Below are 12,573 nucleotides of genomic sequence, written 5' to 3'. Positions count from 1 at the left end.
AAGCGATGACAGATGAAGAGTTACGAAAGAATCTTGTTTTTTTAATAAAAAAATATGTTCCGGAAAGTCAACAAAAAGCATTTTATGATGATATATCAAAGTCTACTGTGCCAGTGAAAGGTATTTTAGCTGACTTTAATAAAATCAAAACCAGAACTGTTGATGAAGTTGATGGAGATTTAATACGGGATATTTACTTTTATTTTTGTTGACAGATAATTACGTGGGGGATTTATTTTTCCGTTCGTTTTTATATTTTTTTGGTTGGGAATGGCTCGGTAAAGAGATGAAAATTATCTTTACCGGCAATCAAAATATCAGCAGTGGCGTTTAGGAAATTATTAGTTACGCTGATCTCACAGAAAAAATAATTGAAAATATTTAATTATGCTGGTGATTTGTATAATGGAGAGGACTAAATCAGGCGGTTAGTTGTTGCCGAATATCCTAATTAAACTATAATGGGGGTTTCAGGGTTTGCGCTTGTTACTAACATGCTGCTCAAAGTTTGAGCAGCAGGGGAAGGGTGCTTCCCCTATCAGTTTTCATATTACAGCTAATCATTAACCCCTTAAAGAATTTCACAAGCATTTTATTTTTAATGGACTGACCCCACATTATCGGTAGAACGATAATAAAAATCGAGGTAATGTAATGAATGATAAAAAAATACAAATAGTTGAGCTACTGATTTCACATAGTCAAATGTTGTTACGATCCAGAGACTATGACGAAAAGCTGAATTACTGGGGAAAAGGCAATGTTTCTCAAGGTGCTGTTCTTCACAAAGATTATGTTATATTCGACCCATTACCAGAGGACGCATTTGGAGCCAACGTCAATATCAAAATAGATAATTCTTTTATATTAGATGAAACTGCTCAACGCTGCATTGTAGTGCCATTTTTTATTACAAATAAAAATAAGCTTCAGGTCGCATGATTGAATTTAAATTCAACCCGATTACCGGTGAGCTAAACCTTGATGGTCTTCCTTTAAAAATAGATACTGAAGAAGGCTTTTGTAAGTGTGATTTATACCACGAATTAGTAAAACGCAAAGCTGTAAATAAAAATATGTCGAATCACTACCTTGTTGACTCAGTAATGTTTTTCGATAAAGAATTTCAAGTTACTATACGCCCGGTGTGCTATGGTTTTCATTTTATGCTTCATCTTGTTGATAAAAATAGTCAATACTATAAATCATTAAATGATTGGAATGCACGAACTAATGTTCACATGCTAAATGAATCAGTGAAAAGCCTGTCTGATTGGCTGAAAGAATCACTGAACCTGGACACGCCTGATACCACGGAAACAGACATCATTAGGTGGAACTTTGAGTGGGGGCGGGTTTCAGTCTCATATGAGACAAAGTCATTTAATCATGGGGTATATATAGTTTGGAATATAAAGTAGTCACTTCCAAAAAAGGTGGTTTAGATATGTTAGAAATGAAACTTGATGTTCATACTGGATTTGTAGAAATTAACAACTACCCCATCGAATTAAAAGATGTTGATACTTTTAAAAATTCCGCATTTTACAAGTTTTTCTCGCCATTGACTACAGTAGGTCCTTTTTATTTCGCTATCGATAATGTTAAATGGAAAGATCAAGTTTTCATTTTGGAACTGAGGCCTTCAGCATTTTCTTTTTCTCCATCATTATTCCTTACTAGTAAGGATGGAAGTTTTTATAAAACGTTAGAGGATTGGGATAAAAGGGCTAGTCTGAGTAATTTATCGGATGAGCAGCAGCGTTTGACAGTATGGGTTGAGAATGAAATTACATCAAAGCCTAATCTTAAAATTAACAATCCCCCATATGGATTTCAATGGAGGCATGAATGGGGAAATATTGTTGTACAGTCTAATGAAAAAAGCTTCGATTGTGGTGTTTATATAGAATGGAATGTTTGACTAAATGATGTTAATGATTAATAAAATCCTCCATTTCTTATAGCCTTACTTTTTTATTGATAAACTTAAAATTTAAATAATGAAACTTACTAATCGACTGAAAAAGAAGTTATTAGTCCTTGATGGCATTGACAATGATTTCATAGAGTATGGAAAGGAAATAACATGCCCTGAATGCGAGGGGGTAATAGTCTACTCTATCGTAAACTCATATGAGTTTGACACGCTCACAGAAGAGGTAAAATGCTTTTTGGTTAAGAAAATGAGAGGTGTGAAGCTTGATAGTGAACATAAGAAATATAGCTATGATGAAAGCCAATTAGATGTTTCGAAAAACACATGTTCAAAGTGTTTAAAAGAGTTTTCCGCTATATTAACGTATAAAGAAGTGCAGCCAGCCCGATACCGGGTATATCTTGTGGGGCTTTTTGAAGGTGATTTGAAGCAGATCAAACTTTAAACGTTGAGGTTTACCAATGATTGAAAATCTCATTTGTATTAAAGAAAAAGACCTGCTTCAATGGGCGTGTGGTGAAAGTAACATACTTGTTAGTGTGCCATTTTTAAGCTATGCATTGGTCGACTTAACACGCCAGTTAGTCTTTGTGTTAAGCGAGCCTAAGCCATTACCAACCGTTTTGACCATCTTCAATGTGCAGGGCGAAAAACTATTTTGGTCTGCCCCTCCTGAAGGTGCGACTTTCTATTACTTAACATTCAACCTGTCAAAGGAAGTGATCGTTGTCTGTAGCTATCCAGCAAAAAAAAATGGCTGGCATGATTGGTTTTATTCCTGGGATATGAAGCGTAACGTGTTGTCTCAATCGGGCCCTGCGTATTAAGTTCAAAAGCGCCAAAAAAATGATAACTATAACCGGTGGCAAAAAAGGAACTGTATCAGCAGTTATATCAAGCAGTTTAAAAAAGGCTACGAGGAAAAAGATGACTACGGTTTACATTGTCATATTGACGTATATAAACCCCTTGAGGAGGTTGACGCAACGATACCTTCTCATGTTGAGTGACTAAAAAAGGGTATTCAGAGGGGATATTTCTGACTTCCGGAAGACGGATCCCAAGAACTGGTGGGGTCATTCTCGCTAAATCTGAGAGTCCTGCATCTCTTAAAGAGCGCTAGCGCGAGGGCTCTTTTCAGGCGTTAGGCTTGTGTCTGCCGAAATCATTCCCTTAGATTCCAGCATGAAAACTGATCTCTTAGACAATGTGTTTTAACCTCACAATAAAAAAATCCACGCCAAAGCGTGGATTTTTTTCATTCAAATCAAACGTTAAACAAGAAGTTCATCACGTCGCCATCTTTAACGATGTAATCTTTCCCTTCCGCACGCATCTTGCCTGCTTCTTTCGCGCCTTGCTCACCCTTGTAGGTGATGAAGTCTTCAAACGCGATAGTCTGCGCACGAATGAAGCCTTTCTCGAAGTCGGTGTGGATCTTACCAGCCGCCTGAGGCGCGGTCGCACCCACAGGGATGGTCCACGCACGCACTTCTTTTACGCCAGCGGTGAAGTAGGTTTGCAGGTTCAGCAGCTCATAGCCCGCGCGGATCACGCGGTTCAGGCCCGGCTCTTCCAGACCCAGCTCGGCCATGAACTCTTCACGGTCGGCGTCGTCCAGCTCTGCAATATCAGATTCAACGGCAGCGCAAACCGCAACCACTACAGAACCTTCAGCCGCGGCAATTTCACGCACTTTGTCCAGATACGGGTTGTTCTCGAAACCGTCTTCGTTAACGTTGGCGATGTACATGGTTGGCTTCAGGGTCAGGAAACTCAGGTATTTGATCGCCGCTTTGTCTTCGTCAGTCAGGTTTTTCAGCGCGCGCAGCATGCCGGCATTTTCCAGCTGTGGCAGACATTTTTCCAGCGCAGCCAGTTCCGCTTTCGCGTCCTTGTCGCCGCCTTTGGCTTTCTTCTGCACGCGGTGAATGGCGCGCTCGCAGGTGTCGAGGTCAGAGAGGGCCAGCTCGGTGTTGATGACGTCGATGTCGTCAGCCGGATCCACTTTGTTGTTAACGTGGATAATGTTGTCGTTCTCGAAGCAGCGCACAACGTGGCCGATCGCTTCGGTTTCACGGATGTTGGTCAGGAACTGGTTGCCCAGGCCTTCACCTTTGGAAGCGCCTTTTACCAGGCCCGCGATGTCCACGAACTCCATGGTGGTTGGCAGAATGCGCTGCGGCTTCACGATTTCCGCGAGCTGGTCCAGACGCGGATCGGGCATAGGAACAACACCGGTGTTCGGCTCGATGGTACAGAACGGGAAGTTCGCCGCTTCAATACCTGCTTTGGTGAGCGCGTTGAACAGGGTGGATTTGCCCACGTTTGGCAGACCGACGATACCGCATTTGAATCCCATTTCTAAATCACCTTAATATCTTGATAATCAATCCGTTAACGATAACCGATTGAAGAAAAGTAAATAACTACGCCTATTATACACGTAACCCGCGCGACGCGCGGTAAAAAAGCCCCAGGGCGCCGATTATTGCGCTTTGAAAGCGTGCAGTCGATTGGTGGCTTTTGTCAGGCCATCCTGAAGCCAAATCTCGGTGCAGCGGGCCGCTTCGTCCACCGCTTCGTCAATCAACTTCTGCTCAGAAACCGGTGGTTTACCCAGTACGAAACCAACAACTTTGTTTTTATCGCCCGGATGGCCGATTCCCACGCGCAAACGGTGGAAATTAGGGTTATTACCCAGTTTGCTGATGATGTCTTTAAGGCCATTGTGGCCGCCATGACCGCCGCCCAGTTTGAATTTCGCCACGCCTGGCGGCAGGTCCAGTTCGTCGTGGGCCACCAGAATCTCATCCGGATTGATGCGATAAAACGTTGCCATGGCCGCCACGGCTTTGCCGCTCAGGTTCATAAAGGTGGTTGGCACCAGCAACCGCACGTCAGCACCCGCAAGATTGATGCGTGAGGTATACCCGTAAAACTTGGGTTCTTCACGCAGGGGAGCGCGCAAACGCTCCGCCAGCAGATCAACATACCAGGCACCGGCGTTATGGCGGGTAGCGGCATACTCTGCGCCCGGATTGGCGAGGCCGACAATCAGTTTAATCGTCACAATTTACTTCCTAATGGGTTCCAGATCTGGCGCGTAGTTTACTGTCTGGCGCGCCGCTTGACAAAGTTCTGCCTGCGGTACACCGAAATGCGAATAATTTCCTCTTTGAACAATTAGAATTTCAAGCTGTTCAATGTCTTATTTGTAAATTTTTGTCCGGGAGTGATCTGTAAATGTGATCATTCACGCAACTCATATAAGAGGCGTTGTCTATACTTTACACACAAGGAGAAGGGGCTTTTCCCCTGACAACCCAAAGTTCCGGAGGTGACATATGAAACGCAAAAACGCTTCAATGCTCGGTAACGTGCTAATGGGGTTGGGACTGTTCGTGATGGTCGCCGGTGTCGGTTATTCAATCTTAAACCAATTACCGCAGCTTGACCTCCCACAATACTTTGCGCATGGCGCGGTGCTGAGTATCTTCCTAGGTGCGGTATTGTGGCTCGCCGGGGCGCGCGTGAGCGGACATGAGGAAGTCTGCGATAAATACTGGTGGGTGCGCCATTACGATAAACGATGCCGCCGCGACCAGCGCAAGCATAGCTAGTGCCCCATAAAGAACACCGAAACGACTTCATCTGAAGTCGTTTTTTTTGCATGACGCATTGACCCTCACGTAACGTAAGGCTCCAGAGTAACGACACTGGCAGAACAAAAGGAGCCGTTATGTTGATACAGGTGGGTGAACTGGCGAAACGTGCCGGGATCACCGTGCGGACTTTGCATCACTACGAGCAAACAGGGCTGTTGTTACCTTCTGCCAGAAGCGCGGCAGGCTACCGGCTTTATAACCTGGCGGATGTGCAGCGTCTGCATATGATCCAGGCGCTGGCAAAAGCCGGGCTGGAGCTTGCCGAAATCAGGGATTTTCTGAAACAGCGTTCGCTGTCATTAGCCGAATTACTCGACGGGCAAATCACTCTGCTGGACAAGCAACTGCGTAGCATCCATACGCTGCGCAACCGGCTGGTGGAATTGCGTACCGGGCTGACCGACGATGCGACGCCGGATCTGGAATCCTGGCTACAGACTCTGGAGTTAATGAATATGTACGATCGCTGGTTTAGCAAAGAAGAGTTGCAGCAACTGCCGTTTGCGGTAGAGAAAGAGGCGCTGGCGGATATCTGGTCGGGGCTGGTGACGGAGGTTAAACACTTGCTGGAACAGAACGTCAGCGTCACGGACGCGCGGGCGACCGATTTGGCTTCACGGTGGATGGAACGCCTGGAGCAGGATACCGCAGGCAAACCGGAATTTTTGACCCGCCTGAACGAGATGCACAGCGTGGAGCCGCAGATGCAGGAGCAAACCGGCATTACGCCGGAGATAACTGATTACATCACGCGGGCGTTTGCCGAATCAAAGCTCAGCATCTGGAAGAAATATCTCACTGCCGAAGAGATGGCCTTTACCCGGGCGCACTACTTTGACCGGATGATGGAGTGGCCGCCGCTGGTGGCGAAGCTGCATCAGGCGCAGCGAGATAATCTCAGTCCCGTTTCTGACGATGCGCAAAAGCTGGCAGAAAAGTGGCTGGTTTTATTCCAGTCCTATGCGGGAACAAACCCGCAGACCCAGCAAAAATTTCGCCTCGCCATGCAGCAGGAGCCGCATCTGATGAAAGGCACGTGGATGACGCCTGCCGTGCTTGAATGGCTCCAGCAGGCGATCGGGGTGATGATGCAAAGACGCGTCTCTGCATCAGATGACTCACAGATCCGCTAATGCAGCTTCACGGTTAGGGTAGAAGGACAATCGGCCAGGGATCGGCTGCACGCCTGCGCGCGCCATGGTGCGCAGGGGCTGGAATTCGAGGTTACTTATCCGCAGCTCGCAGCCTTCCGGCAGGCGGGCAACAAAGCGCTGGAAGGCATCCAGACCGCCGGCATCCAGCACCGGGACGGCATCCCACTTCAGCACCACAATCCGTTTGCCCGCGATGCGGGATTCCAGATCGCTGAACAAACCTTCCGCTGCGGCGAAGAACAGCGGACCAATCACGCGCAGCACCAGCACATCGTCAGGCACCTCAACGTTAACCGGGGAGAGACGCGTCATCTGCGCGATGCGGCGCATAAACAGCAGCGAGGCCAGCACTATGCCGACGCTGATAGCGATAACCATATCGAACAGCACGGTCAGCGACATGCAGATCAGCATCACGATAATGTCGTCTTTCGGCGCGCGGCGCAGCAGGTTAACCACCTTATGCGCCTCACTCATGTTCCAGGCCACCATCAGCAGCAACGCAGCCATGGCAGAGAGCGGAAGCCATGAAAGCAGCGGGGCAAGGATCAGCAGCGCCATGATTACCAGCAGGGAGTGAATGACCGCCGAAACCGGTGATGTCGCGCCCGCACGTACGTTCGCGGCGGAACGGGCAATCGCAGCCGTAGCAGTAATACCGCCGAAGAACGGTGCAACGATGTTCCCTAAGCCCTGGCCGACCAGCTCGCTATTGGCTTTATGCTTAGTGCCGGTCATGCCGTCGAGCACGACGGCGCAGAGCAGGGATTCGATTGCGCCCAGCATGGCCATGGAGAACGCGGCAGGCAGCAGAGCGCGAAGGGAATCCCAGCTCAGGGTAAAGCTGGAACCCGGCATGTCCCACGGCAGAACCAGCTGCGGCAGCAGCTGCGGAATGCCGCTGCCCTGTGAGCCGTCCGCCAGAACATAGTGGAACTGGGAGCCAATGGTGGCGACCTGTCCACCGAGCAGGTTGACGACGCCCATCACCGCGCAGCCCAGCAGCAGAGCGGGGAGATGCCCCGGGAGACGAATACCTAAGCGAGGCCAGACGATGAGTGTGCCGAGGGTAACGATGCCAATGGCTGCATCGCCCAGGTTGGCCGTCGGCAACGCCATAAACAGCGCGCCCACTTTCTGTAAATAGTGCTCCGGAACATGGGCCATTTGCAGGCCGAGGAAATCCTTGATCTGCATGGTTCCGATGGTGATCCCAATCCCAGAGGTGAACCCCAGCGTTACGGAAAGGGGAATATATTCAATCAGGCGACCAAAGCGGGCCAGACCAAACAGAATTAAAAAGATGCCGGACATCAGGGTGGCAACCAGCAGGCCTGCCAGACCAAACTGTTGGGAAACCGGGTAGAGGATCACCACAAAGGCGGCCGTCGGGCCGGAGACGCTGAAGCGGGACCCGCCCGTCAGCGCAATCACAATCCCCGCAACGGCCGAGGTGTACAGCCCGTACTGCGGCGCGACGCCGCTACCAATCGCCAGCGCCATCGCCAGCGGGATGGCAATAATCCCGACGGTGATCCCGGCTATCAGGTCACGAACAAAGCGTGACGACGTGTATTTCTCTTTCCAGCAGGCGTCGATGAGGGCGCGAAAGGGCAGAACATGTGAGGAGGTTACTTTTTTCACAATTATCTATCATCCGTGTGCGCATCATCTGTCATATGAATGGCAGGTGAAGGAGGCATAAGTCATACAAATAAATACTATAAACAAAAAAACCCGCCGTAGCGGGTTTTTTGGCCGTGTTCGATCAGTGTTCGAACATTGCAGAGATGGATTCTTCGTTGCTGATACGACGAATCGCTTCGGCCAGCATCCCGGACAGAGTCAACGTACGCACGTTTGGCAGCGCTTTGATCTCGTCGCTCAGTGGAATGGTATCGCACACCACAACTTCGTCAATGACGGAGTTACGGAGGTTGTTTACCGCATTGCCGGAGAAGATCGGGTGAGTGGCGTAAGCGAATACGCGTTTCGCACCACGCTCTTTCAGCGCTTCAGCGGCTTTACACAGTGTACCGCCGGTATCGATCATGTCGTCCACCAACACGCAGTCACGGCCAGCCACGTCACCGATGATGTGCATCACCTGAGAAACGTTAGCGCGCGGACGGCGTTTGTCGATGATCGCCATGTCGGTATCGTTCAGCAGCTTTGCGATAGCACGAGCACGTACCACGCCGCCGATGTCCGGAGAAACCACAATCGGGTTGTCCAGATTCAGTTGCAGCATGTCTTCCAGCAGGATTGGGCTGCCGAATACGTTATCAACCGGCACGTCGAAGAAGCCCTGAATCTGCTCTGCGTGCAGGTCAACCGTCAGTACGCGGTCAACGCCGACGCTGGACAGGAAGTCAGCGACAACTTTAGCGGTGATTGGCACACGCGCGGAACGGACGCGACGGTCCTGACGTGCATAGCCAAAGTAAGGAATAACAGCAGTGATACGGCCAGCAGAAGCACGACGCAGCGCGTCGACCATAACAACCAATTCCATCAGGTTGTCATTCGTTGGAGCACAGGTGGACTGGATGATGAAAATATCACCACCGCGTACATTTTCATTAATTTGTACGCTGACTTCGCCGTCGCTAAAGCGACCTACAGCGGCGTCGCCGAGGGAAGTGTACAGGCGGTTGGCAATACGTTGTGCTAGTTCCGGGGTGGCGTTACCAGCAAAAAGCTTCATATCAGGCACGAGAAGAACCTCAGGCATGCGTCCAGTGGTGGATAGCGTTCGCCGCAAACTGCGGGGCCTAAGCAAACGCTATCCAGGCGGTGTATTAAAGAGCGCGATGCAACGTCTGGAACAGGGTGACGTTGTCACCGAAACTCAGTCTGCGCCAGAATGGCCTGCTGTAGGGGGGAGATGTTCATCCCGCGCGCTACAAAACCATGCAGCCAAACCGGCGCTTGCTCAAGCACCTGACGGGCGGCGGTTTCGGTGTCAAATTCAGCAAAGACACAGGCCCCTGTACCGGTCAGGCGCGACGGCGCGTATTCTAACAGCCAGGAAAGCACCGCATCAACCTCGCGAAAACGTTTTCTTGCGATATCCTCGCAATCGTTGCTGAATTCACAATTTAATAACGTTTTTATTGACCGTGCCGGGGTATTTCTTTTCAGGTCAGGATCTTTAAAGATGACCGGGGTAGGAATGCTCACGCCGGGGTGAACGATCAGATACCATTTTTCCGGCGGATCGACCGGCGTGAGGATTTCACCGACACCTTCAGCGAACGCCGCGTGGCCGCGCACAAACACCGGTACATCGGCGCCCAGCGTCAATCCTAACGCTGCCAGTTCGTCCGTCGTCAGACCGCAGTCCCAGAGGTGGTTAAGCGCCACCAGTACGGTCGCGGCGTTCGATGAACCGCCACCAAGACCGCCGCCCATTGGCAGGCGTTTGTCGATACGGATATCCGCACCGCTTCCCGCTGGCAGACGACCCGACGACGACGCCGTTTTCATCAGAAGGCGAGCAGCGCGCACGATCAGGTTATCCTCATGCGCCACGCCGTCGACCGGCGTCAGCAGGTGAATCTGCCCGTCCTGACGCGGTTCGATGGAGATCGTGTCGCCGTAATCGACAAACTGAAACAGCGTTTGCAGGGTGTGATAGCCGTCAGCGCGCTGTCCGGTAATGTAGAGAAACAGGTTCAGTTTTGCGGGAGAGGGCCAGTGGGTCATCATTTAACGATCCAGTTGTCCATTTTCAGCTTGATACGCTGGCTATCCTGCGTCAGCTCCATATTGGACGGCAGCGACGGTTGAGTCTTGCTGTCATACGCGCTGTACACCACTTTCCAGGTTTTACCGCCCTGAGTGTAATTTACCTGGCTCAGACGGTATTGATCGTCGAGCGTGTAGTCGGTTGCGTCACCCGGCAGGCCAAGGATCCACTGGCGCAGACTATTGAGCGGAATCGGCATCCCGGTCAGCTTGCCAATCATCTCTTCGGCGTCGGTTGCCGTGTAGTGCTGGCCTTTGTTATCGGTAATCTGCGCTTCGCCAGGCTTCGCGTTCAGCTCCAGTTCGGTGCTGCCCAGCGGGTTCAGCAGCAGCAGGCGATAGTTGTCCTGACCCGTTTGCTGCCAGAAGAAGCGAGCGTAAACTTTTTGCTCGTCAGAGAGATAAGCAAATGCACCGCGGGTCTGATACTGGCTTAATTTCAGCACGTCCTGCTGGTGCTGGCGCCACTGCGGTGAGTCAGGGCTTTTGCCCGGGCCTTTCGGCTGATGAATGGAACAGGCGGTCAGAACCAGGGCCGCCAGAGGCAGCAGGCGAATCATTCGGGTCATAATGATGACAAATCCTTGAGATACGTTGCAGTTATAACTGTTAATGCTAGCGTTGAAGGGTGCCACCGTCTACGTTCAAATTATCTCAAAGCGTGGCGTAAGCTATTACTCCGAAAGGGGGCAGTCTCTTTTATTGATCTCGCGCATCCTGTATGATGCGTCCTGCTAACCTTATTAACGCTGGTACTACTCCCGCTCAACATGACCCTATTAGCACTCGGTATTAACCACAAAACGGCCCCGGTTTCACTGCGAGAACGCGTTACGTTTTCGCCGGATACGCTCGACCTGGCGCTGGACAGCCTGCTTGCACAGCCGATGGTGCAGGGTGGCGTGGTGCTGTCGACGTGCAACCGTACCGAGCTCTATTTAAGCGTGGAGGAGCAGGACAACTTGCACGAGGCGCTGATCCGCTGGCTATGTGACTACCACAACCTCAACGAAGAAGAGCTGCGCAACAGCCTGTACTGGCATCAGGATAATGATGCGGTCAGCCATCTGATGCGCGTGGCCAGCGGTCTGGATTCGCTGGTGCTGGGCGAGCCGCAGATCCTCGGCCAGGTGAAAAAAGCCTTCGCGGATTCCCAGAAAGGGCATCTGAAAGCCAGCGAACTTGAACGAATGTTCCAGAAGTCATTTTCCGTGGCGAAGCGTGTGCGAACCGAAACCGACATTGGCGCCAGTGCGGTTTCGGTTGCTTTCGCGGCCTGTACCCTTGCCCGTCAAATCTTCGAATCGCTGTCGACCGTCACCGTACTGCTGGTGGGGGCGGGCGAAACCATCGAGCTGGTGGCGCGCCATCTTCGCGAACACAAGGTGAAGAAGATGATCATCGCCAACCGCACCCGCGAACGTGCACAGGTGCTGGCAGATGAAGTGGGCGCTGAGGTGATTGCGTTGAGCGACATCGATGAACGTCTGAAAGAGGCGGACATTATTATCAGCTCTACCGCCAGCCCGCTGCCGATTATCGGGAAAGGGATGGTCGAGCGTGCGCTGAAATCCCGCCGCAATCAGCCGATGCTGCTGGTGGATATCGCCGTTCCGCGTGATGTCGAACCGGAAGTGGGCAAACTGGCGAACGCCTACCTGTACAGCGTGGATGACCTGCAAAGCATCATTTCGCACAACCTTGCCCAGCGTAAGGCGGCGGCTGTGCAGGCGGAAACTATCGTTGAGCAGGAAACCAGCGAATTTATGGCCTGGCTGCGCGCGCAAAGCGTCAGCGAGACCATCCGCGAATACCGCGGTCAGGCGGAGCAGGTGCGTGATGACCTGACGGCCAAAGCGTTAGCGGCCCTTGAACAGGGCGGCGACGCGCAGGCGATTATGCAGGATCTGGCCTGGAAACTGACCAACCGCCTGATCCATGCCCCAACCAAATCTCTTCAGCAGGCTGCCCGTGACGGGGACGATGAACGCCTGACAATTCTGCGCAACAGCCTCGGGCTGGAATAGCGCCCTATACCCATTTTCTAAGACAAGGTGCATTT

General features: G+C 50.9%; 15 protein-coding genes and 1 pseudogene. 10 read left to right on the top strand and 6 right to left on the bottom strand.

All coding sequences use genetic code 11. The annotated features are described in order from the left end of the window. The first annotated feature begins 5 nt into the window (after positions 1-5). The 7 genes and pseudogenes from ACOTXD_RS13370 to ACOTXD_RS13340 all read left to right on the top strand — a co-directional run bounded on the left by ACOTXD_RS13370 (position 6) and on the right by ACOTXD_RS13340 (position 3,157). Positions 6-212, top strand: a complete 207-nt coding sequence (locus ACOTXD_RS13370) for a hypothetical protein (RefSeq protein ID WP_022648388.1) — start codon at positions 6-8, stop codon at positions 210-212. 442 nt (positions 213-654) lie between these two features. After that, positions 655-942 (top strand): competence protein ComJ, encoded by a 288-nt coding sequence (gene comJ / locus ACOTXD_RS13365; RefSeq protein WP_023314282.1) that lies wholly within the window; start codon positions 655-657, stop codon positions 940-942. Next, entirely contained in the window at positions 939-1,421 is a 483-nt protein-coding gene (locus ACOTXD_RS13360; RefSeq protein ID WP_023314281.1) for a hypothetical protein, read from the top strand. Before comJ ends, ACOTXD_RS13360 begins: the two co-directional genes overlap by 4 nt. Positions 1,422-1,447: 26 nt before the next feature. Next, positions 1,448-1,924: a hypothetical protein gene (locus ACOTXD_RS13355; protein WP_003856645.1), complete on the top strand. Its 477-nt coding sequence runs from the start codon at positions 1,448-1,450 to the stop codon at positions 1,922-1,924. A gap of 79 nt (positions 1,925-2,003) precedes the next feature. Beyond that, complete coding sequence (locus tag ACOTXD_RS13350) at positions 2,004-2,384, top strand: hypothetical protein (protein WP_022651375.1); 381 nt, start codon at positions 2,004-2,006, stop codon at positions 2,382-2,384. A 16-nt stretch (positions 2,385-2,400) separates the two neighbouring features. Further along, positions 2,401-2,766 (top strand): hypothetical protein, encoded by a 366-nt coding sequence (locus tag ACOTXD_RS13345; RefSeq protein WP_003856647.1) that lies wholly within the window; start codon positions 2,401-2,403, stop codon positions 2,764-2,766. 100 nt (positions 2,767-2,866) lie between these two features. Beyond that, a pseudogene (locus ACOTXD_RS13340) lies at positions 2,867-3,157 on the top strand (YciI family protein). Positions 3,158-3,206: 49 nt separating this feature from the next. Here ACOTXD_RS13340 and ychF read toward each other — a convergent pair. Continuing rightward, positions 3,207-4,301, bottom strand: coding sequence for a redox-regulated ATPase YchF (gene ychF, locus ACOTXD_RS13335; RefSeq protein ID WP_003856650.1), 1,095 nt, complete (start codon positions 4,299-4,301; stop codon positions 3,207-3,209). 126 nt (positions 4,302-4,427) lie between these two features. Then, entirely contained in the window at positions 4,428-5,012 is a 585-nt protein-coding gene (pth, locus tag ACOTXD_RS13330) for an aminoacyl-tRNA hydrolase (protein ID WP_006810922.1), read from the bottom strand. 274 nt (positions 5,013-5,286) lie between these two features. On the opposite strand from pth, the gene ychH reads away from it, so the two are divergent. Together ychH and ACOTXD_RS13320 are read left to right on the top strand one after the other, a co-directional pair. Then, entirely contained in the window at positions 5,287-5,562 is a 276-nt protein-coding gene (gene ychH / locus ACOTXD_RS13325; protein ID WP_003856655.1) for a stress-induced protein YchH, read from the top strand. A gap of 119 nt (positions 5,563-5,681) precedes the next feature. Next, a complete protein-coding gene (locus ACOTXD_RS13320) occupies positions 5,682-6,740 on the top strand; it encodes a MerR family transcriptional regulator (protein ID WP_061856465.1) in 1,059 nt (352 codons plus the stop codon). On the opposite strand, the gene dauA is transcribed toward ACOTXD_RS13320, so the two are convergent. The 4 genes from dauA to lolB all read right to left on the bottom strand — a co-directional run bounded on the left by dauA (position 6,726) and on the right by lolB (position 11,080). Next, entirely contained in the window at positions 6,726-8,405 is a 1,680-nt protein-coding gene (dauA, locus tag ACOTXD_RS13315; RefSeq protein WP_003856658.1) for a C4-dicarboxylic acid transporter DauA, read from the bottom strand. The two genes, ACOTXD_RS13320 and dauA, sit on opposite strands and share 15 nt — an antisense overlap. 124 nt (positions 8,406-8,529) lie before the next feature. Then, positions 8,530-9,477, bottom strand: coding sequence for a ribose-phosphate diphosphokinase (prs, locus tag ACOTXD_RS13310; protein ID WP_003856663.1), 948 nt, complete (start codon positions 9,475-9,477; stop codon positions 8,530-8,532). Positions 9,478-9,602: 125 nt separating this feature from the next. After that, on the bottom strand, positions 9,603-10,472 hold the full coding sequence (gene ispE / locus ACOTXD_RS13305) for a 4-(cytidine 5'-diphospho)-2-C-methyl-D-erythritol kinase (RefSeq protein ID WP_045346354.1): 870 nt from the start codon (positions 10,470-10,472) through the stop codon (positions 9,603-9,605). Next, positions 10,469-11,080, bottom strand: coding sequence for a lipoprotein insertase outer membrane protein LolB (gene lolB, locus ACOTXD_RS13300; protein WP_061856463.1), 612 nt, complete (start codon positions 11,078-11,080; stop codon positions 10,469-10,471). Before lolB ends, ispE begins: the two co-directional genes overlap by 4 nt. A gap of 201 nt (positions 11,081-11,281) precedes the next feature. On the opposite strand from lolB, the gene hemA reads away from it, so the two are divergent. Then, positions 11,282-12,538, top strand: a complete 1,257-nt coding sequence (gene hemA, locus ACOTXD_RS13295) for a glutamyl-tRNA reductase (RefSeq protein ID WP_003856666.1) — start codon at positions 11,282-11,284, stop codon at positions 12,536-12,538. Positions 12,539-12,573: the final 35 nt, after the last annotated feature.

It is taken from the genome of Enterobacter cloacae complex sp. CDL013 (genome assembly GCF_049238805.1).
Classification (GTDB): domain Bacteria; phylum Pseudomonadota; class Gammaproteobacteria; order Enterobacterales; family Enterobacteriaceae; genus Enterobacter; species Enterobacter hormaechei_C.
Note: the sequence above shows the minus strand (reverse complement) of the source record. Positions and strands in the feature narration are given on the sequence as shown.